Genomic DNA, 21,513 nt, shown 5'->3' on the forward strand with positions numbered 1-21,513 from the left:
AGCGTTAGTCAGGTTGCTCGAGTGATTTGATGTAGTCGTATATCGCCAATTGTGACTGAACCTTACGGCGGTTTCCGCGTGGTACGTAGCGATTACTGAGTTCTTTATCGATGAAGCGAGCCTTCACCGTGTCGCTGAACAGGATATCGATAATATCCAGCACCCGTTGCTTAAGACGCGGGTCCAGCAGCGGTGTGGCGACTTCGATGCGATAGTCGATATTCCTGGTCATCCAGTCTGCGGAGGAGAGGTATACCTGCTTGTCGCCACCGTTTTCGAAGATATAAACCCGGTCGTGTTCAAGGTAGCGGTCAACTATGCTTATCACGCGAATATTGTCGCTAATGCCTTCCAGGTTCGGAATCAAAGAGCACATACCGCGAATCAATAAATTGACTGGCACGCCTGAGCTTGAGGCCGCATAGAGACGATCAACCAGGCCTTTATCGACCAGGTTATTCAGTTTTAGGGTGATACCGGAAGGCTGTCCTTGCTGCGCGTTGGCGATTTCTTTGTCAATCATCGCGTACAGCAAACGGCGCGAGTTCTGCGGAGAAACCAGCAGATAATCGAACGTCACCGGACGATACGGGTTCTCGATGAAGTTGAACACCCGACGAACCTCGTTGGTAATGCGTGAGTCGGCGGTAAGTAACGAGTAGTCGGTATAGAGACGCGCCGTTTTTTCGTTGAAGTTCCCCGTCCCGATATGCGCATAGCGCACAACTTCATCACCTTCTTTACGCGAGATAAGGAACAATTTGGCGTGAATTTTCAGGCCCGGCGCGGAGAAGATAACGTGAACGCCTGCCTCGGTAAGACGCTTGGCCCAATGAATGTTGGCTTCTTCATCAAAGCGAGCCTGCAACTCCACCACCACGGTGACTTTCTTACCGTTGTGCGCAGCATGGATCATCGAATCAATGATGCGCGAGTCTTTGGCCACACGGTAGATGTTGATTTTTATCGCCAGCACGCTCGGGTCGAAAGAGGCCTGGCGCAACAGTTCAAGAACGTGCTCAAAAGTGTGATACGGATAATATAGCAGCACGTCGCGTTCGCGAACGGCGTCAAAGCCGTTACGAAACTTCTCGTTATCGAACCAGATATGGCGCAAACGCGGCAGCGGTTTGTTCACCAGGTTAGCTTTGCCAACGTTGGGGAAATTAATAAAGTCTTTGAAGTTATGGTAACGCCCGCCGGGAACAATCGAGTCGTAGCGAGAAATCGTCAGCTTTTCACGCAGTACCTCGACCAGCGCATTGGGCATGTCGCGCTGATAGACAAAACGTACAGGCTCTGCGGTCAGACGCTGTTTCAGGCTGGACGACATCAGCTCCATCAGGCTCGATTCCATCTCGTGCACCAAATCGTATTCGGCGTCGCGAGTCATTTTCATCGAATAGGCGTTCAGCGCATCGTAATCAAAGAACCCTTTGAAAATGTCGTCAAGGCAGTAGCGTAAGATGTTGTCCAGCAGGATCATCGGTTTGCGACGGCGCGGGGTTTCCGGCGGTAGATTCACAAAACGGGGAACCTTGTCGGAAGGGATTTCCAGCAGCGCGTAGCGGATCGTATCGCCGCGGATAATTTCCACCGCCAGATAGGTGTAGTCATCTTTCAGAAACTGAACTAAATCCGTCTCGCGGTTAATCAGGATCGGTGTAATGTGCTGGCGAAGATATTGCTTGAAGTAATGGCGTAACCAGCTCTGTTGATTGACCGACAACTGACGTTCATTGATAAGGAAAATCTGGTTGCGCGCCATCTCCAGCAGCAACTCGTTGTACAGGCCGTCAAATTCCTGATCGGCTTTTAATACGCGGGCCTGGATTTTACCTAACAGATGGCGGGAGTGAGAGTTTGAACCCTGTTCTTCGCTAATAATGATTCGGCGCTTCAGTTCGGCAAAACGAACCTTATAAAACTCGTCGAGATTATTGGAATAGATGCCTAAGAAACGCATCCGTTCGATCAACGGGTTTGACTTATCAGCAGCTTCCTGGAGTACACGTTCGTTGAACGCTAACCAGCTGAGTTCTTTCTCGATGTATAGCTTTTCCTGACCCATTACCACTTTTACTCCGTTTCATTCACGGGACACTACCGATTTATTATGGCGAGCATTGCTCTCAGATGTCCAACAGTGCCAGAAAAATATGACAATAAACCGTCTGATAGCAAAGAGAAAGGGGGAGCGTAGATGAATACCGGAGATGTTAACCGGAAAAGGTATTTATGCCTGTAAACCGGATGATGAGATCCGGTTTACAGGTTGATTTTATTCTTCGTCGGCGGCGTAGCCTTGTGGCGGCAGACAAACGCCGTCCAGCCATGCTGCGTTATCACGCATCTTCAGGCGACCATCAGTAAACCAGCTTACCACCAGCGGGTAAATGGTATGTTCCTGGGCCTGGACTCGTGCCGTGACATCATCTTCGCTGTCGCCTTCAAATACCGGAACCTTGGCCTGGAGAATAACCGGTCCGCCGTCCAGTTCATCGGTGACAAAATGGACGGAAGTGCCATGCTCTTCATCGCCGTTTTCCAGAACCTGACGGTGCGTGTGCAGGCCAGGATACTTCGGCAATAAAGACGGGTGGATATTCAGCAATCGTTCAGAATAGTGAGCAACAAACGCCGGGCTTAGAATGCGCATATAACCGGCCAGCACCACGACATCGGGGGCATAAGCGTCGATCTCTTGTATCAGTTGCTGGTCGAATGCTTCGCGACTGGCAAACTGGGCGGCTTCCAGCGAGCGTGCAGGAATATTCGCTTCGCGTGCGCGCTCAAGGCCGAACGCATCGGCCTTGTTACTGAATACTGCACGTATGGTGCCATTGATTTTATTCTGTTCGCAGGCATCCATTATCGCCTGCAAATTGCTTCCGTTGCCGGAAATGAGCACCACAATGTTTTTCATTCAATGACCACACGCTGTTCGGAATCAGAAGCTTTGATGATACCGATTTTCCATGCGTTTTCACCTTTCTCATTGAGCAAAGCAAGGGCGTTGTCCACTTCAGAAGCTGGCAGGGCAATAACCATGCCTACGCCGCAGTTAAAGGTACGATACATCTCATGCTGGCTGACGTTACCCGCCGTTTGCAGCCAGTTGAAGACGGCTGGCCACTGCCATGAAGATTCATCGATCACAGCCTGCGTGTTATCTGGCAGAACGCGTGGAATATTTTCCCAGAAACCACCGCCGGTCAGGTGGGCAATGGCATGCACATCAACCTTCTCAATCAGTTCCAGAATGGATTTGACATAAATGCGGGTCGGGGCCAGTAAGTGATCGGCCAGCGGCTTGCCTTCAAGCTCGGTGGTTTCCGGGTCACAACCGCTGACTTCAACAATTTTGCGCACCAGAGAGTAGCCGTTGGAGTGCGGACCGCTGGAGCCGAGTGCAATCAGTACGTCGCCGTCAGCCACTTTTGAACCGTCGATGATCTCTGATTTTTCGACGACGCCAACGCAGAAGCCTGCCACGTCGTAATCTTCGCCGTGGTACATCCCCGGCATTTCAGCCGTTTCACCGCCGACAAGCGCACAGCCAGACTGCAGACAGCCTTCGGCAATACCGTTAATGACGCTGGCTGCGGTATCCACATCCAGTTTGCCGGTAGCATAGTAGTCGAGGAAAAACAGCGGCTCAGCGCCCTGAACCACGAGGTCGTTGACGCACATTGCGACGAGGTCAATGCCGATAGTGTCGTGGCGTTTCAGATCCATCGCCAGACGCAGTTTTGTGCCGACGCCATCAGTGCCGGAAACCAGTACCGGTTCACGATATTTTTGCGGCAATGCGCACAGCGCACCGAAGCCACCCAGACCACCCATAACTTCCGGACGACGAGTTTTCTTTACTACGCCTTTGATTCGATCAACCAGAGCATTACCTGCATCAATATCAACACCGGCATCTTTGTAGCTAAGAGAGGTTTTATCGGTCACTGCCTGCTTCCCCACATGTTTACTTGCAGTAAAAGTTAAATTCGGCGCAATTCTAACAGGGAAAGCAAACGTTTGCGAGCCTGCTCTGCATCAAGTTTTATGTGCTGATTTTTTCAGCATTTTACAATCATTTATCTATTTGTTTGAACTGCGCCACGAAAATGAAACCGGGTACAGTCTTGTGCTTGAAACCTGCCTGCTGAATACACAGTATCGTACTGAAACCGGTTTCTGTTTTCTGTTGCGGACCTCATCAACAGCGTTTTGCACAGAGTAATCACGAGAGGGGAAGGGTATGTCAGGATTTAAAGCAGATTTCATGTGGGGTGGTGCCGTAGCCGCTCATCAACTGGAAGGTGGCTGGCAGGAAGGTGGAAAAGGAATTAGCGTTGCCGATGTCATGACGGCGGGGGCGCATGGCGTGGCGCGTGAAATCACTGACGGTGTGATTGCCGGTAAAAACTACCCTAACCACGACGCCATCGATTTTTATCACCGCTATAAAGACGACATTAAACTGTTTGCCGAAATGGGGTTTAAATGTTTTCGTACTTCGATTGCCTGGACGCGTATTTTCCCCTTAGGCGACGAAGCGCAACCCAATGAGGCTGGCCTGCAGTTCTATGATGACCTGTTTGACGAATGCCTGAAATATGGCATTGAACCGGTGATTACGTTGTCGCATTTCGAGATGCCATACCATCTGGTGACGGAATATGGCGGCTGGCGCAACCGTAAGCTTATCGATTTCTTTGTCCGTTTTGCCGCAGTGGTTTTTACCCGTTACCAGCACAAAGTAAAGTACTGGATGACGTTTAATGAAATTAACAACCAGGCAAATTATCACGAAGACTTCGCGCCTTTTACTAACTCTGGCCTGAAATATCAGCCCGGTGAAGACCGCGAGCCGGTTATGTACCAGGCGGCGCACTATGAACTGGTGGCAAGCGCACTGGCGGTAAAGGCTGCGCGTGAGATTAACCCGGTATTGCAGATAGGGTGCATGATTGCCATGTGTCCTATCTATCCACTGACCTGCGCGCCGGACGATATGATGATGGCGATGAACGCCATGCACCGGCGTTACTGGTTTACCGATGTCCATGTGCGCGGCAAATACCCACGGCATCTTCTCAACTACTTTGCCCGGCGTGGCTTTGATCTTGATATCACCGAGGAAGACCGTCAGGCGCTGACCGAGGGTTGTGTCGATTACATCGGCTTTAGCTACTATATGTCTTTCGCAACGCAGGCCACGGCAGACAACCCACAGCTGGACTACGACGAGTCGAAAAGTCTGGTTTCCAACCCGTACGTGCAGAAATCGGACTGGGGCTGGCAGATTGATCCCGTCGGTCTGCGCTATTCGCTGAACTGGTTCTGGGATCATTACCAACTGCCGCTGTTTATCGTCGAAAACGGCTTTGGTGCGATTGACGTGCAGCAGGCCGACGGCTCGGTAGATGATTCCTATCGTATTGACTATATGGCCGCACATATCAGCGAAATGAAAAAAGCGGTAGTGGAAGATGGCGTGGACCTGATGGGCTATACCCCGTGGGGCTGTATTGATTTAGTCTCGGCCGGGACGGGGGAGATGAAAAAACGCTACGGCTTTATCTATGTTGATAAAAATAATGACGGAAGCGGAACGTTAGCACGCTCGCCGAAGAAATCTTTTTCATGGTATCAAAACGTTATCCAGACCAATGCTGAATATCTATAAAATTCATAGTATTGACAGCCAGCCCCGCCAATAATGCGGGGCTTGTTTTATACTCATCATCCAGACGCAAACGACTTTGGTTGATCCATATCAAGCGTATCCAGTGTTGCGCCAGAGACGAAAAGCGGTATAATCCGGCGATTTTTTTTGTGGTTGCCACTCGTCTGAGGAAAGGAGAAGAGTATGAAGATCGTGGAAGTCAAACACCCACTCGTCAAACACAAGCTGGGACTGATGCGTGAAAACGACATCAGCACTAAACGCTTTCGTGAACTCGCCTCGGAAGTTGGCAGCCTGCTGACTTATGAAGCAACCGCTGGTCTGGAAACCGAAAAGGTGACCATTGAAGGCTGGAACGGTCCGGTTGAAGTTGACCAAATCAAAGGTAAAAAAATCACCGTTGTGCCAATCCTGCGTGCGGGCCTGGGCATGATGGAAGGCGTACTGGAAAACGTTCCGAGCGCGCGTATCAGCGTAGTTGGTATGTACCGTAACGAAGAAACGCTGGAGCCGGTTCCGTACTTCCAGAAGCTGGTATCTAACATCGATGAGCGTATGGCGCTGATCGTTGACCCGATGCTGGCAACCGGCGGTTCCGTTATCGCCACCATCGACCTGCTGAAAAATGCAGGCTGCACCAGCATTAAAGTGCTGGTCCTGGTTGCGGCACCAGAAGGTATCGCGGCACTGGAAAAAGCGCACCCGGATGTTGAGCTGTACACGGCCTCCATCGATCAGGGGTTGAACGAGCACGGATACATTATTCCGGGGCTCGGCGATGCCGGCGATAAGATTTTTGGTACCAAGTAAACGAATAAGTGAAAAGAAGCCGACTTTAAGAGTCGGCTTTTTTTTGAATATAACAACCCAAGGCTAATAACAAACAACACTCAGAGGAAAACACTATGACGCGCCGTGCTATCGGGGTGAGTGAAAGACCGCCGCTTTTACAGACAATCCCGCTTAGTTTGCAGCACCTGTTCGCCATGTTTGGCGCAACGGTACTGGTGCCAGTCCTGTTCCACATCAACCCGGCTACCGTTCTGCTGTTTAACGGCATTGGTACGTTGCTGTATCTCTTTATCTGTAAAGGTAAAATTCCTGCGTATCTGGGTTCCAGCTTCGCATTTATTTCCCCGGTACTGCTGTTGCTGCCGTTAGGGTATGAAGTGGCGCTGGGTGGTTTCATTATGTGCGGCGTTCTGTTCTGCCTGGTTTCTTTCATCGTTAAGAAAGCAGGAACCGGCTGGCTGGATGTCATGTTCCCTCCTGCGGCGATGGGCGCAATCGTTGCCGTCATCGGTCTGGAGCTGGCTGGCGTCGCTGCGGGCATGGCGGGGTTACTGCCCGCAGAGGGACAATTACCGGATTCAAAAACCATCATCATCTCAATGGTGACGCTGGCGGTTACGGTATTTGGCTCTGTACTGTTCCGCGGTTTTATGGCGATTATCCCGATTCTGATTGGGGTGCTGGCCGGCTACGCGCTCTCCTTCGTGATGGGAGTCGTGGACACCACGCCGATTGCGCAGGCCCACTGGTTTGCTCTGCCAACGTTCTACACGCCGCGCTTTGAATGGGTTGCCATTCTGACCATCCTGCCGGCGGCGCTGGTGGTCATCGCTGAACACGTTGGACACTTGGTGGTAACGGCGAATATCGTGAAAAAAGATTTGATTCGCGATCCTGGCCTGCATCGTTCAATGTTTGCCAACGGCCTGTCTACGGTTATCTCTGGTTTCTTCGGCTCTACGCCGAACACCACGTACGGTGAAAATATTGGCGTAATGGCGATTACTCGTGTTTACAGTACCTGGGTTATCGGCGGCGCGGCAATTTTTGCCATTCTGCTCTCCTGTGTGGGCAAGCTGGCGGCGGCGATCCAAATCATTCCACTGCCGGTCATGGGTGGCGTATCGCTGCTGCTGTACGGCGTGATTGGTGCTTCCGGTATTCGCGTACTGATCGAGTCAAAAGTTGACTACAACAAAGCGCAAAACCTGATCCTGACCTCGGTTATTTTGATCATCGGCGTGAGTGGCGCGAAAGTTCACATTGGTGCCGCTGAGCTGAAAGGCATGGCGCTGGCGACCATTGTTGGCGTTTGTCTGAGCCTGATTTTCAAAGTTATCAGCCTGCTGCGTCCGGAAGAAGTCGTGCTTGACGCGGAAGATGCCGACAGTCCGCAACAGTAAATCTCTTACCGGGCGGCGATGCTGCCCGGTTCTATCACGACGTATTTCTGTGTTAAACTCAACGCGATTTTATGAAATCCTGGGTTGAGGTATCTCTGAACACACCGGCACAGCTCTCTTTGCCACTTTATCTTCCTGACGACGAAACTTTCGCAAGTTTCTGGCCGGGGGATAACTCCTCTTTACTGGCTGCACTGCAAAACGTGCTGCGTCAGGACCATAGCGGGTATATTTATCTCTGGTCGCGTGAAGGCGCTGGCCGTAGTCATTTGCTGCATGCAGCCTGTGCGGAACTGTCCGCGCGCGGCGATGCGGTAGGCTATGTGCCGCTCGACAAGCGTACCTGGTTCGTCCCCGAGGTGCTCGACGGTATGGAGCATTTATCGCTGGTATGCATCGATAACATCGAATGTGTGGCCGGGGATTCGCTGTGGGAAATGGCGATCTTTGATCTCTACAACCGCATCCTGGAGTCGGGGAAAACGCGTCTGCTGATCACAGGCGATCGCCCGCCAAGACAGCTGAATCTGGGGTTGCCGGATCTCGCCTCGCGCCTGGACTGGGGACAAATCTACAAGCTGCAGCCGCTTTCCGATGAAGATAAGCTGCAGGCGTTGCAATTACGCGCCAGACTTCGTGGGTTTGAACTGCCGGAAGATGTGGGACGCTTCCTGCTCAAGCGTCTGGATCGAGAAATGCGTACGCTGTTTATGACGTTGGATCAGCTTGATCATGCATCGATCACCGCCCAGCGTAAGCTGACCATTCCATTCGTAAAAGAGATACTGAAGCTGTAAGCGCCGCAGCCGAAGAGACTGCGGCAGGTTTCAGGTTAACCGATGATTTCCAGTACCTGCTCCGGCGGGCGTCCAATTCTCGCCTGGCCTTTGGCAACCACAATCGGGCGCTCCATCAATTTCGGGTTTTCCACCATTGCCTGAATCAGCGCATCTTCACTCAGATTTACGTCCGCCAGATTAAGTGACTTATAGAGATCTTCTTTCTGGCGCATCAGCTCGCGCGCGCTGGACATGCCCAGCATCTGCAGCAATTCACGCAGGGTTGTGGCGTCAGCCGGGGTTTCCAGATACAACACCACTTCCGGGTCCACACCGTTAGACTTCAGTAACTCCAGCGTTTCACGGCTCTTGGAGCAGCGTGGGTTATGGTAGATTTTAATCGCGTCTGACATGACTTCTCCTTGCATAACAATCCTGCCGGATGGCGACCAAAAGACCTTATCTGGCCTACATATCGCCATCCGGCAAGGGTTCGATAATTACATTTTCGTATACGGTTTAAAGCGCTCTTGCAGTTGGCGTAGCTGGTCGATACGGGCATCGTATCTGGCCTGCTGCTGGCTACCCAGCTTGACCTGTGAGCTTGCGCTGCTGAGCATCGAAATCGCCTGATCCAGACGTCCTGCGAGGGCATACCCTTCCGCGCGGGCCGCCAGCTCCTGATCGCGGTTGTTCAGGTTGGCTTCCGTTTGCGCTAACAGATCCCAGCCGTTAGGGTCGTCCTTATGGTTAAACGTATAGCGATTCAGGATGGTCGCTGCCTCTTTGGCTTGCCCGGCCTGTAAATACGCATTTGCCAGGTTGAGCTGCAGTACCGGGTTGGTGCGCAGGTCGCGGGCGTTTTTCAACCGATTAATGGCATCGCTGGTTTTCTTCTGGCCGAGATCGATATCCGTTGCCAGGTCGAGATACCAGGCATTGTTAGCATCTGCCGCCAGCAGCGGTTGCAGTGCTTTACGTGCCTCGTCATATTTACTGGCCTCCATTGCCTGCAATGCCCGGCCATACTGCGCCGCACGTTGCTCACGTATGTTGCCTTTCGACCAGTTACTCAGCAGGTCATCGGTCAGCTGGTTGCGACCAGAGTTGTACATGCCTAAGGTGCGTGCCTTGGCCAGATAAAAATCTTCTGAAGACTGGACGACAGCCGGACGCATTTGGTTGGCGCGGTTACGGGCATCCGACAGACGGCTTTCTGGCAGGGGGTGAGTCAGCAAAATTTCTGGTGGACGCGAAGAGTAACGGGCCTGATCGAGCAATTTTTCCAGAAATGTCGGCATGGCCTGGGGATCGAATCCCGAGCGTTGCAGTACCTGAATACCGATGCGGTCTGCTTCCTGTTCGTTTTGCTGCGTAAAGCTAATCATCCCCTGACGTGTACCCGCCAGCGTACCGGTCAGCGCCGCCATACCCGCCTGCGGGCTGGCCATCGCCAATAAAATTGACCCTAACGCACCCACCCACGTTAGCGGCGCGCTGCGTTTCTGGTCTTCCATTGCACGCGCCAGGTGACGCTGCGTAACGTGGGAAATTTCGTGCGCCATAACCGATGCCAGTTGGCTTTCGTTATCGGAATAGCGGAACAGTGCGGAGTGCAAAACAACGTTGCCGCCAAAGAAAGCAAAGGCGTTGATTTCATCGTTGTTAATCAAAAAGAAGGTGAAGGGCGTTTTTACCGAGTCGGCGTGCGAGACCAGACGCATCCCCAGCGCATTAATGTATTGCGTCAGCAACGGATCGTTAATTAATGGCGCACTGCCGCGCAGCTGGCGTACATAATAATCGCCCATCTGCATTTCCTGTCCTATGGAAAGCGTACTCCCTGCCGAGGTTCCCATATCAGGCAGGGTGTCCGCGGTTTCGGCAAATGCGGGCGCAACCTGACCGATGGTCAGTGCAGCAATGAGGGTAGCAACCAGGTTTTTTTTCAACTGCCTGAACATAACCTCTGTCCTGTATTCTTTTTTGAGATAGCCATTTGACCAATGCCGTGAAGTTTCGTTCACACTCCGCAAGCTTAGGGAGTGTAACTGCGAAACCTGACGATGAACACCCAGGAAAAATGACTTTTCACTTTGCGTAATCCGCTATAAAAAGCGAAGTCTTTTTTGTGACATTTCGATACAATTCGGGATCGCAATCCCGCTATTGGATTCATGGAAGGGTTTTATGCTCGAAATGTTGATGCAATGGTATCGCCGCCGCTTTAGCGACCCCGAAGCCATCGCCTTGCTGATTATTCTGGTTGCCGGTTTTGGCATCCTGTTCTTTTTTAGCGGTCTTTTGGCGCCACTGCTGGTCGCCATTGTGCTGGCGTACTTGCTCGAATGGCCGACAGTACGGCTGGAACATATTGGTTGTTCACGGCGTTGGGCGACATCGATTGTTTTGGTGGTGTTTGTCGGTATTTTGCTGCTGATGGCGTTTGTGGTAATGCCCGTTGCATGGCAACAGGGGATCTACCTGATCCGCGATATGCCCGGCATGCTCAATAAATTGTCTGATTTTGCCGCCACCTTACCGCGGCGTTATCCGGCGCTGATGGATGCGGGCATTATTGATGCGATGGCGGAGAATATGCGCTCGCGAATGCTCACCATGGGCGATTCGGTGGTGAAATATTCGCTAGCTTCACTGGTCGGATTGCTGACGCTGGCGGTGTATCTGATTCTCGTCCCGTTGATGGTGTTCTTCCTGATCAAAGATAAAGGACAAATGCTGAACGCAGTGCGTCGGGTGCTGCCGCGTAATCGCGGACTGGCGGGGCAGGTGTGGAAAGAGATGAACCAGCAAATCACCAACTATATCCGCGGCAAGGTGCTGGAAATGGTGGTGGTCGGCGTGGCGACCTGGCTCGGCTTCCTGCTGTTTGGCCTCAACTATTCGCTGCTGCTGGCGGTGCTGGTAGGCTTCTCCGTGCTGATCCCGTATATCGGCGCTTTCGTGGTCACTATTCCGGTGGTTGGCGTGGCATTGTTCCAGTTCGGGCTTGGCACCGAGTTCTGGAGCTGTTTTGCCGTATACCTGATAATCCAGGCGCTGGACGGTAATTTGCTGGTGCCGGTGCTGTTCTCCGAGGCGGTAAATCTGCATCCGCTGGTGATTATTCTCTCAGTGGTGATATTCGGCGGCCTGTGGGGATTCTGGGGCGTATTCTTTGCTATTCCTCTGGCGACGTTAATCAAAGCGGTAATGCATGCCTGGCCGGATGGTCAGGTCGTTGATGAACCCTAATCTGTTTGCTCCGGCGATGCAATGTCGCCGGAGCCGAACTTGTCTGACCTCTATCCACACATTCTGAATAATCTCCTCTGGTGTCGTTTTTCTCTGCGTTTGTCTTTAACTTGACCCGCGTGATGTCTTTAAGTCACGCAAGGAATAAGGCCAACAGGAGAACAAAATGGGTCACAACACACACACGCAGCAGAAGGTGGGATGGGGCGGTTATCTCGCTTTTTTTATTACGATTATTCTTTTTTCCGGCATGTTTGCGAAAAGTACCGAATGGTGGCGAGTCTTTGATTTCACCGTTCTCAACGGTGCGTTTGGGCAGATTAATGCGGCGGGGGACACGGCGGTCTCTTTTCGCGGCACGGGCGGTATGGGCGCAAAAGACGGCTTCTTATTCGCGCTTGAGCTGGCGCCTTCCGTCATTCTTTCACTCGGGATAATTTCCGTCACCGAAGGGCTGGGAGGGTTGCGTGCGGCACAGCAACTGATGACGCCTGTCCTGCGCCCGTTACTCGGTATTCCGGGTATTTGCTCGCTGGCGCTGATTGCGAATTTGCAAAATACCGATGCTGCGGCAGGGATGACTAAAGAAATGGCGGAAGAGGGCATTATCACTGAACAGGAACGTGCCATTTTTGCCTGCTGGCAAACCAGCGGCAGTGCGTGTATTACCAACTATTTTTCCTCGGGTGCTGCGCTGTTTACGATGGTTACCGTTCCGGTGATTACGCCGCTGGCGGTGATCCTTGTCTTCAAATTTGTGGGGGCGAACCTGCTGCGTTTGTGGATTGCGCAGCTGGAAAATCGCCGTACGCAGCAGGAGGCGTGAGATGACAACGCAAGTACGTAAAAACGTCATGGATATGTTTATCGATGGCGCACGGCGCGGATTCACTATTGCAACAACCAGCCTGTTGCCTAACGTGGTAATGGCGTTTGTGATTATTCAGGCGCTGAAGGTGACGGGACTGCTCGAGATTGTCGGGCGGGTATGTGAGCCGGTAATGGCGCTGTGGGGACTGCCGGGCGAATCTGCTACCGTACTGCTGGCGGCGGTGATGAGTATGGGAGGCGGCGTCGGTGTTTGCGCCAGCCTGGTTGTCGCCGGTACGCTTTCGGGACATGATGCTACGGTGCTGTTACCGGCTATCTACCTGATGGGCAATCCGGTGCAAAATGTGGGACGCTGTCTGGGTACCGCGGGAGTCCATCCCCGTTATTACCCGCTTATTATTGCGGTATGCGTAATTAATGCGCTGCTCTCTATTTGGGTTATGCAGGTTATTGCCTGACAAGGAAGGTTATGAACTGTTCCATTCTTAATTTGACGTTGTTCCAGCAGGGACACGTGTACGCGCCGGAAGACTTAGGACGCCAGGATATACTGGTGTCTGACAGCAAAATTGTTGCCATCGCGCCGTCGATTTCCCCTGACGATTTTCCTGGCTGCGAGTGTATCAATCTTGACGGTGCGATTGTGTGCCCAGGATTTATCGATCAACACGTCCATCTGATTGGCGGCGGCGGAGAAGCGGGGCCGCACACCCGCACGCCGGAAGTGCGCTTGTCGCGGCTGGTTGAAGCTGGCGTCACCTCGGTGGTGGGATTGCTGGGGACAGATGGTATTACCCGTCACCCTGAATCGCTGCTGGCGAAAACCCGCGCGCTGGAATTTGAAGGCATCAGCGCATGGATGCTGACCGGGGCGTATTCTCTGCCTTCCCCGACCATCACCGGCAGTATCGATCGCGATGTGGCGCTGATCGATAAAATCATTGGCGTGAAATGTGCTGTTTCGGACCATCGTTCTTCAGCCCCGGACACCTCGGCGCTGGCAAACATGGCGGCGCAGTCGCGCGTTGGCGGATTGTTAGGGCGCAAGCCGGGGATTAGCGTCTTCCATATGGGCGACAGCCCGCGCATGCTGGAGCCGTTGTATCAGATCCTCGACAGTTGCGATGTACCGATTACCAAGCTGCTGCCCACACACGTCAATCGTGCGGAACCGTTGTTTCAGTCGGCGCTGGAGTATGCCCGCAAAGGCGGTTATATCGACATTACCAGCAGCATTGATGAACCCGTCGACCCGGCCACGGCTATCGCCACGGCGCTACGCCAGAACGTGCCGCTGTCGCGTATTACCTTGAGTTCAGATGGCAACGGTAGTCAGCCGGAATTTGATGACTACGGTAATCTTACCGGCATCGGTGTCGCAGGGTTTGAATCACTGGCTGAAACAGTGCGCCAGTTGGTGAAGGTTCATGCCATACCGCTGGAACTGGCGCTGTGTCCGCTGACGCGAACGGTCGCAGAATTTTTGGGACTGGAACATAAAGGGCGTCTGGCGGTGGGATGCGATGCCGACATTCTGGTGCTCAATGATGCGCTTGAAGTTCATCACCTGTGGGCGAAGGGCAAAGCTGTCGTCAGAGAGAAAAAAGCCTGTATAAAAGGGACATTTGAATAAACGACGTTGATGCCGGATGGCGGCGTAAACGCCTTATCCGGCTACGGAGTTATGCGGATGGTGGCCTGATAAGACGCGTGGCGTCACCATCAGGCGCTATCCGGCAAAATGTAAATCAGGCGTTCTCTTTCAGCCAGTTCATTACCACGTCGTGGTGGTTGCTGGTTTTGAAGTCATCAAACACATGCTCAATTTTCCCTTCAGCATCAATCAGGAAGCTGATGCGGTGGATGCCATCATAGGTTTTGCCCATAAATGACTTCTCACCCCAGACGCCGAACTGCTCGCAAACCTGGTGATCTTCGTCGGACAGGAGCGTGAAGTTAAGGACTTCTTTCTCCGCGAATCGGGAAAGCTTCTCTGGTTTATCGGTGCTGATTCCCAGCACTTCAACACCTGCTTTTTTTAACTCATCCATGTTATCGCGCAGGCCGCAGGCCTGTACGGTACAGCCGGGTGTCATGGCTTTCGGGTAAAAATAAACCAGAACACGCTGTCCCTGGAAGTCGGTTAAATTTACTTGTTCTCCGTCTTGATCCGGCAAGCTAAATTTCGGTGCGATATCACCGGCTTTCAGTGGGTTCATTACTTAACTCCATCCTGTTCATCATGCTGTGAGTAATTGACGACGTTAATACTGCCTTGCGCATTGAGTTCTGTACAGAGTGCTTTAAACGCATCTTCAATATTTGCCGAATCATGTGACGCAGGACTATGTGCGGTAATTTGAATAAACAGCTGTGCCGCCTTTTCGTTCTCAGCCGGTTGCGTGCGTGAAACCAGTTCCGCAATATTCATTTGGTGGCTGTCAAACAGGGCGGTAAAGCGTTCAATCAAATGCGGAGAATCAGGAACATCGACCTGCACCCATACCGTAGCGGGCATCGCCGGACGGGGGCGTGCGGTCGTGCGCTTCATCACAATCAGTAAATCCAGCTCTGCACCTTTCAACGGCAAGGTTGATTCAATTAGGGTTATGGCATTCCAGGTGCCCGACAGCAACATGATAAACGTGAACTCGTCACCCAGCATGGCCAGTCGGCTGTCTTCGATATTACAGCCGCAACTGCTGACATGACGTGTGATGGTGTTCACAATTCCCGGGCGGTCAGCACCCAGCGCAGTAATGACCAGATAGTGTTGCGATGACGATGTCAAACCTGTTCTTCCTTTGAGCGGTGAGGTAATCATAAGGAAAGCATAAAAAAAACATGCATACAACAATCAGAACGGCTCTGGTCGCTTGCTTTTATTGTCGTACCAAACGTACCATTGAGACACTTGTTTGCACAGAGGATGGCCCATGTTCACGGGAAGTATTGTCGCGCTTGTTACGCCGATGGATGAGAAAGGTAAAGTCTGCCGGTCGAGCCTGAAAAAACTGATTGATTATCATGTCGCCAGCGGCACCTCGGCGATCGTTTCGGTTGGCACCACCGGTGAGTCTGCCACCCTGAGTCATGATGAGCATGGCGATGTGGTGATGATGACCCTGGAGCTGGCCGACGGGCGTATTCCGGTGATTGCCGGAACCGGCGCTAATGCGACCGCGGAAGCCATTAGTCTGACGCAGCGTTTCAACGACAGTGGTGTTGTCGGCTGCCTGACGGTGACGCCTTACTACAACCGCCCAACCCAGGAAGGTTTGTTCCAGCATTTCAAAGCCATCGCTGAACATACTGACCTGCCGCAAATTCTGTATAATGTACCGTCCCGTACCGGCTGCGATATGTTGCCGGAAACCGTTGGTCGCCTGGCGAAAGTAAAAAATATTATCGCTATTAAAGAGGCCACGGGGAACTTAAGTCGCGTTCACCAGATCAAAGAGCTGGTTTCAGACGACTTTATTCTGCTCAGTGGTGATGACGCGACCGGACTGGATTTTATGCAGCTCGGTGGTCATGGTGTGATTTCCGTGACGTCTAACGTTGCGGCACGCGATATGGCCGAAATGTGCAAACTGGCGGCAGCCGGGAACTTTGCCGAGGCGCGGGTGATTAACCAGCGTCTGATGCCGTTACACAACAAACTATTTGTCGAACCCAATCCTATCCCAGTGAAATGGGCGTGTAAGGAGTTGGGACTTGTGGCGACCGATACGCTACGTCTGCCGATGACGCCAATCACGGATAATGCTCGTGAAATCGTCAAAGCGGCGCTTAAGCATGCCGGTTTGCTGTAAAGTTTAGGGAGATTTGATGGCTTACTCAGTACAAAAGTCGCGCCTGGCCAAGGTTGCGGGTGTTTCGCTTGTTATGTTGCTCGCGGCCTGTAGTTCTGACTCGCGTTATAAGCGCCAGGTGAGCGGTGATGAATCCTATCTGGAGGCCGCACCGCTTGCTGAGCTTCACGCTCCAGCTGGGATGATTCTGCCGGTTATGTCGGGTGACTATAATATCCCGGTCACCAACGGCAGCGGTGCCGTTGGTAAAGCGCTGGACATTCGCCCGCCGGCTCAGCCGTTAGCACTAGTCACTGGTGCTCGCACTCAGATCGCGGGTGATACGTCGACATTGCTGGTGGAAAATGGTCGTGGCAACACGCTGTGGCCACAGGTCGTTAGCGTCATTCAGTCTAAAAACTACACGATCACCAAACGTGATGATGCCAGCCAGACGTTGACCACCGACTGGGTTAACTGGAACCGTCTGGATGAAGACGAGCAGTACCGTGGACGTTATCAAATCTCGGTTAAACCGCAGGGCTATCAGCAAGCGGTAACGGTGAAACTGATTAACCTCGAGCAGGCGGGTAAACCCGTAGCTGATCCAGCATCAATGCAGCGTTACAGCGCTGAGATGATGAACGTTATCTCCGCAGGTCTGGATAAGAACGCCACTGACGCCGCGAATGCCGCGCAGAACCGCTCTGCCGCCACCATGGATGTTCAGAGTGCTGCCGATGACACCGGTTTACCGATGCTGGTGGTACGTGGACCGTTCAACGTGGTATGGCAACGTCTGCCGGCAGCGCTTGAGAAAGTGGGGATGAAAGTGACCGACAGCACCCGTTCTCAGGGCAGCATCGCCGTGACCTACAAACCACTGTCTGATAGCAACTGGCAGGAGCTGGGCGCAAGCGATCCGGGTCTGGTATCCGGCGACTATAAACTGCAGGTCGGTGATTTAGACAACCGCAGTAGCTTGCAGTTTATCGATCCGAAGGGGCATACCCTGACGCAAAGCCAGAACGACGCGCTGGTCGCCGTCTTCCAGGCAGCGTTCAGTAAGTAAAAATAAAGGGCTGGATAACTCCGGCCCTTTTTTTCTGATATGATACGCAAACGTGTGCGTCGGCAGAAAAACGCAATATTTATCGTTAATTCACACCCAGGAGTAATAAAGATGCAAAAGCAAGCTGAGTTGTATCGTGGTAAAGCGAAGACCGTATACAGCACGGAAAACCCGGACCTGTTGGTGCTCGAATTCCGCAATGATACGTCAGCAGGGGATGGCGCGCGCATTGAACAGTTTGATCGTAAAGGCATGGTGAACAACAAGTTCAACCATTTCATTATGACTAAACTGCAAGAAGCGGGCATTCCTACCCAGATGGAGCGACTGCTTTCCGATACTGAATGTCTGGTGAAAAAACTGGAGATGGTACCGGTTGAATGTGTGGTTCGTAACCGCGCAGCAGGCTCCCTGGTTAAGCGTTTAGGCGTTGAGGAAGGTATTGAACTGAATCCGCCGCTGTTTGATCTGTTCCTGAAAAACGATGCTATGCACGATCCAATGATTAACGATTCCTATTGCGAAACTTTTGGTTGGGTGAGCAAAGAGAATCTGGCGCGTATGAAAGAGCTGACCTACAAAGCCAACGACGTGCTGAAAAAGATGTTTGATGATGCCGGTCTGATTCTGGTCGACTTCAAACTTGAATTTGGTTTGTATAAAGGTGAAGTGGTCCTGGGCGATGAGTTCTCACCGGACGGCAGCCGTCTGTGGGACAAAGAAACGCTGGATAAAATGGACAAAGATCGCTTCCGCCAGAGCCTGGGCGGCCTGATCGAAGCCTATGAAGCCGTCGCGCATCGTCTGGGTGTGAAGTTAGACTAACCCTCCCCTGAGCCGGCGATCGCTCTCCGGCTCATCAATCCCGCCGATTTTGATTACTGTTTCTTATGGTAATCCTGTTCCGAACCGCCTACGATCATCATCATAATGAATAAAAAGTTGAGGTGATTATGCGCTGGCAAGGGCGTCGTGAAAGTGACAATGTGGAAGACAGACGAAATAGCTCCGGTGGTGGCCCTTCTATAGGCGGCCCTGGTTTTCGTTTGCCCAGTGGTAAAGGCGGCATCATCCTGCTGATTGTGGTGCTGGTGGCGGGATATTATGGCGTGGATCTCACCGGATTAATGACCGGCCAGCCAGTTTCCCAACAGCAATCATCACACTCCATCAGCCCAAACGATGATGAAGCAGCAAAATTCACTTCGGTGATTCTGGCCACCACGGAAGATACCTGGGGGCAGCAGTTTGAAAAAATGGGCCGGACCTACCAACAGCCGAAGCTGGTAATGTATCGCGGAGCGACGCGTACCGGCTGTGGCGCAGGTCAGTCGGTGATGGGGCCGTTTTACTGCCCGGCGGATGGTACGGTGTATATCGACCTCTCATTTTATGATGACATGAAAAATAAGCTGGGCGCCGATGGTGATTTTGCTCAGGGCTATGTTATCGCCCATGAAGTGGGTCACCACGTGCAGAAACTGCTGGGTATTGAACCGAAAGTTCGCCAGATGCAGCAGAATGCCTCACAGGCTGAGGTGAACCGTCTTTCCGTACGTATGGAACTGCAGGCGGACTGCTTTGCCGGCGTCTGGGGCAACAGTATGCAGCAGCAGGGCGTGCTGGAGTCCGGCGACCTGGCTGAAGCGCTGAACGCCGCTCAGGCTATTGGCGACGATCGCCTGCAGCAGCAGGGACAAGGACGCGTTGTGCCGGACAGCTTTACCCACGGCACTTCTGAGCAGCGGCTTAGCTGGTTCAAACGCGGTTTTGACAGCGGCGATCCGGGACAATGTAATACTTTTGGTAAAGGCATTTAAGCTACTGAGGCAGGGATGTCTGATAATACGGCGCTGAGCGCGTTAACTGAACAGATGGCCCACGAAGGGATCCGTCGTCTGCTGATTATCAGTGGCGAGGGGAACTGGTGTCAGGAGCGGGCTTTAGCGCTACGCGACACGTTACCCGGCGACTGGTTATGGGTGGGCGCACTCGCCCCTGCTGAGCCAAACTGTACGCCACAGGCGCTGCAAACGTTATTAGGGCGCGAATTTCGTCATGCGGTTTTTGACGCCGGGCAGGGATTTGACGCTGCGGCGTTTGCCGCCTTAAGCGGAACGCTGATCGCCGGGAGCTGGCTGGTTTTGCTGACTCCCCCCTGGCATACCTGGCACACGCATCCGGACGTGGATTCACTGCGCTGGAGCGACTGTGCTGAACCTATCCCAACGCCGCACTTTGTTGAACATGTCAAACGGGTGATTTCCCGTGACGGACAGGCGCTGCACTGGCAGCAGCATCACGCAGTTTCCAGCCCGCGTTTTGCTGTTCGTGCAGTCTGGCACGCGGCAACCGGTTACCCTCAGCCTGAACAGGCGATGATTTTAACCCAGTTGCTGGATATGCCTCCCGGCGTGGCTGCGGTCACAGCTGCACGTGGCCGGGGTAAATCGGCTCTGGCAGGGCAACTGATAGCACGTATCAACGGGACCGCGATTGTCACCGCGCCTGCTAAAGCGGCAACGGATGTGCTGGCGCAATTTGCCGCAGAGCGATACCGCTTTATGGCCCCGGATGCGCTGTTAAGCAGTTCTGCAACCGCAGACTGGCTGGTTGTGGATGAAGCCGCCGCGATCCCCGCGCCGCTGCTGCACCAACTGGTTGCGCGTTTCCCTCGTACGCTGTTAACCACCACCGTACAGGGCTATGAGGGAACTGGCAGAGGCTTTTTGTTGAAATTTTGCGCCCGCTTTCCCCATCTTCGACGCTATGAGTTGCAACAACCCGTGCGCTGGGCGCAGGGATGTCCGCTGGAGAAAATCGTCAGCGATGCGCTGGTGTTTGACGACGAAACCTTTGCGCATGCCCCCTTAGGGGAGCTTAACTTCTCGGCATTTGATCAACTCTCATGGCAGACAAACCCGGCGCTGCCGTTAGCGGTATATCAGCTACTTTCCGGTGCGCATTATCGCACCTCGCCACTGGATCTGCGGCGAATGATGGACGCGCCGGGTCAGCATTTTCTTCAGGCTTCGGCTGCTGACTCGGTGGCGGGCGCCGTCTGGCTGGTCGACGAGGGGGGATTATCCGCAGAATTAAGCCAGGCCGTCTGGGCCGGATATCGCCGACCAAGAGGAAATCTGGTTGCGCAGTCACTGGCGGCGCACGGCGGAGACCCATTGGCGGCGACGCTCGTCGGGCGGCGGGTCAGTCGAATTGCGGTTCATCCCGCGCGTCAAAGGGAAGGTATTGGGCAACAGCTGATTCTGCAGGCCCGGCACTATTGCACGCAGTGCGACTATCTGTCCGTCAGCTTTGGTTATACGGCTGAATTATGGCGTTTCTGGCAGCGCTGCGGTTTTGTCCTGGTACGGATGGGCAATCATCGGGAAGCTAGCAGCGGCTGTTATACCGCTATGGCGGTGCTGCCCATCAGCGAAGCGGGAAAACGCCTTGCCTGGCGGGCGCACCAGCGCCTGCGACGGGATGCGGAGATTCTTGCTCAGTGGAACGCAGAGCGCATTCCGCTGGTACCACTGAAAGAGACTACGCTTAATGAGGATGACTGGGGTGAGCTGGCTGGGTTTGCTTTCGCGCATCGACCATTACTGACATCATTAGGTTGTCTGAGTCGTTTGCTTGAGCACAGCGAGTTGCCTCTTCCGGCATTACGCGGGCGTATACAGGCTCAACGCAGCGATGCTGAATTGTGCCAACAGCTGAAAATATCGGGTCGCAAAGCGCTGTTGGCAGTTCAGCGCGCCGAGGCGGCGCAGGCCTTACAACAGCTGGATGCTGAGCGTGAACAACGGCTACATAATCGCATTATGCAATGGCAATTTTTTCACTAACTTCTTCAATTTCCTGGCATGGTCATTGCGGTTAAGCGGCGTAGAATGAT

20 protein-coding genes are annotated in these 21,513 nt (G+C 53.1%); 13 read left to right on the top strand and 7 right to left on the bottom strand.

The annotated features are described in order from the left end of the window. Positions 1–4: 4 nt before the first annotated feature. The 3 genes from ppk1 to purM form a co-directional block, all read right to left on the bottom strand. Positions 5–2,071: a polyphosphate kinase 1 gene (ppk1, locus tag HV345_RS07045; RefSeq protein WP_003835119.1), complete on the bottom strand. Its 2,067-nt coding sequence runs from the start codon at positions 2,069–2,071 to the stop codon at positions 5–7. A gap of 210 nt (positions 2,072–2,281) precedes the next feature. Then, positions 2,282–2,926, bottom strand: a complete 645-nt coding sequence (gene purN / locus HV345_RS07050) for a phosphoribosylglycinamide formyltransferase (protein ID WP_181636431.1) — start codon at positions 2,924–2,926, stop codon at positions 2,282–2,284. After that, on the bottom strand, positions 2,923–3,960 hold the full coding sequence (gene purM / locus HV345_RS07055; protein WP_016157121.1) for a phosphoribosylformylglycinamidine cyclo-ligase: 1,038 nt from the start codon (positions 3,958–3,960) through the stop codon (positions 2,923–2,925). The genes purN and purM overlap by 4 nt, the downstream gene beginning before the upstream one ends. A gap of 295 nt (positions 3,961–4,255) precedes the next feature. Here purM and HV345_RS07060 point away from each other — a divergent pair, with 295 nt between their 5' ends. The 4 genes from HV345_RS07060 to HV345_RS07075 all read left to right on the top strand — a co-directional run bounded on the left by HV345_RS07060 (position 4,256) and on the right by HV345_RS07075 (position 8,678). Beyond that, a complete protein-coding gene (locus HV345_RS07060) occupies positions 4,256–5,686 on the top strand; it encodes a 6-phospho-beta-glucosidase (protein WP_049282286.1) in 1,431 nt (476 codons plus the stop codon). Positions 5,687–5,869: 183 nt separating this feature from the next. Continuing rightward, on the top strand, positions 5,870–6,496 hold the full coding sequence (upp, locus tag HV345_RS07065; RefSeq protein WP_003835110.1) for a uracil phosphoribosyltransferase: 627 nt from the start codon (positions 5,870–5,872) through the stop codon (positions 6,494–6,496). Between the two features lie 95 nt (positions 6,497–6,591). After that, positions 6,592–7,881 (top strand): uracil permease, encoded by a 1,290-nt coding sequence (gene uraA, locus HV345_RS07070; protein ID WP_016157119.1) that lies wholly within the window; start codon positions 6,592–6,594, stop codon positions 7,879–7,881. Between the two features lie 95 nt (positions 7,882–7,976). Next, positions 7,977–8,678: a DnaA inactivator Hda gene (locus HV345_RS07075; RefSeq protein ID WP_200049399.1), complete on the top strand. Its 702-nt coding sequence runs from the start codon at positions 7,977–7,979 to the stop codon at positions 8,676–8,678. 35 nt (positions 8,679–8,713) lie between these two features. Here the strand turns inward: HV345_RS07075 and arsC are convergent, their stop codons facing one another. Together arsC and bepA are read right to left on the bottom strand one after the other, a co-directional pair. Further along, positions 8,714–9,073 (bottom strand): arsenate reductase (glutaredoxin), encoded by a 360-nt coding sequence (arsC, locus tag HV345_RS07080; RefSeq protein ID WP_046275209.1) that lies wholly within the window; start codon positions 9,071–9,073, stop codon positions 8,714–8,716. A gap of 87 nt (positions 9,074–9,160) precedes the next feature. Continuing rightward, complete coding sequence (gene bepA, locus HV345_RS07085) at positions 9,161–10,624, bottom strand: beta-barrel assembly-enhancing protease (protein ID WP_016157117.1); 1,464 nt, start codon at positions 10,622–10,624, stop codon at positions 9,161–9,163. 226 nt (positions 10,625–10,850) lie between these two features. Between bepA and HV345_RS07090 the strand changes: the two genes are divergently transcribed. The 4 genes from HV345_RS07090 (at position 10,851) to iadA (ending at position 14,379) form a co-directional block, all read left to right on the top strand. Then, on the top strand, positions 10,851–11,915 hold the full coding sequence (locus tag HV345_RS07090; RefSeq protein ID WP_016153975.1) for an AI-2E family transporter: 1,065 nt from the start codon (positions 10,851–10,853) through the stop codon (positions 11,913–11,915). Positions 11,916–12,081: 166 nt separating this feature from the next. Beyond that, on the top strand, positions 12,082–12,741 hold the full coding sequence (locus HV345_RS07095) for a nucleoside recognition domain-containing protein (protein ID WP_016153974.1): 660 nt from the start codon (positions 12,082–12,084) through the stop codon (positions 12,739–12,741). A 1-nt stretch (position 12,742) separates the two neighbouring features. Continuing rightward, positions 12,743–13,204, top strand: coding sequence for a YjiG family protein (locus HV345_RS07100; RefSeq protein WP_003037948.1), 462 nt, complete (start codon positions 12,743–12,745; stop codon positions 13,202–13,204). An 11-nt stretch (positions 13,205–13,215) separates the two neighbouring features. Further along, entirely contained in the window at positions 13,216–14,379 is a 1,164-nt protein-coding gene (gene iadA, locus HV345_RS07105) for a beta-aspartyl-peptidase (RefSeq protein WP_053388624.1), read from the top strand. 115 nt (positions 14,380–14,494) lie between these two features. Here the strand turns inward: iadA and bcp are convergent, their stop codons facing one another. Further along, complete coding sequence (gene bcp, locus HV345_RS07110; RefSeq protein WP_003835095.1) at positions 14,495–14,965, bottom strand: thioredoxin-dependent thiol peroxidase; 471 nt, start codon at positions 14,963–14,965, stop codon at positions 14,495–14,497. Beyond that, entirely contained in the window at positions 14,965–15,537 is a 573-nt protein-coding gene (locus HV345_RS07115; protein WP_019077363.1) for a glycine cleavage system transcriptional repressor, read from the bottom strand. The genes bcp and HV345_RS07115 overlap by 1 nt, the downstream gene beginning before the upstream one ends. A gap of 145 nt (positions 15,538–15,682) precedes the next feature. Between HV345_RS07115 and dapA the strand changes: the two genes are divergently transcribed. The 5 genes from dapA (at position 15,683) to HV345_RS07140 (ending at position 21,463) form a co-directional block, all read left to right on the top strand. Next, positions 15,683–16,561 carry a 4-hydroxy-tetrahydrodipicolinate synthase gene (gene dapA, locus HV345_RS07120; RefSeq protein ID WP_016153972.1) on the top strand — a complete coding sequence of 293 codons (879 nt, stop codon included), beginning with the start codon at positions 15,683–15,685 and terminating at the stop codon, positions 16,559–16,561. A 16-nt stretch (positions 16,562–16,577) separates the two neighbouring features. Then, positions 16,578–17,612, top strand: coding sequence for an outer membrane protein assembly factor BamC (bamC, locus tag HV345_RS07125; RefSeq protein ID WP_016153971.1), 1,035 nt, complete (start codon positions 16,578–16,580; stop codon positions 17,610–17,612). A gap of 111 nt (positions 17,613–17,723) precedes the next feature. Next, positions 17,724–18,437 carry a phosphoribosylaminoimidazolesuccinocarboxamide synthase gene (gene purC / locus HV345_RS07130; protein WP_003835086.1) on the top strand — a complete coding sequence of 238 codons (714 nt, stop codon included), beginning with the start codon at positions 17,724–17,726 and terminating at the stop codon, positions 18,435–18,437. A gap of 128 nt (positions 18,438–18,565) precedes the next feature. Beyond that, a complete protein-coding gene (locus HV345_RS07135) occupies positions 18,566–19,432 on the top strand; it encodes a neutral zinc metallopeptidase (RefSeq protein ID WP_016153970.1) in 867 nt (288 codons plus the stop codon). Between the two features lie 15 nt (positions 19,433–19,447). Beyond that, complete coding sequence (locus HV345_RS07140; protein ID WP_181636432.1) at positions 19,448–21,463, top strand: tRNA(Met) cytidine acetyltransferase TmcA; 2,016 nt, start codon at positions 19,448–19,450, stop codon at positions 21,461–21,463. Positions 21,464–21,513: the final 50 nt, after the last annotated feature.

It is taken from the genome of Citrobacter sp. RHBSTW-00986, from assembly GCF_013783065.1.
Lineage (GTDB): Bacteria > Pseudomonadota > Gammaproteobacteria > Enterobacterales > Enterobacteriaceae > Citrobacter > Citrobacter braakii.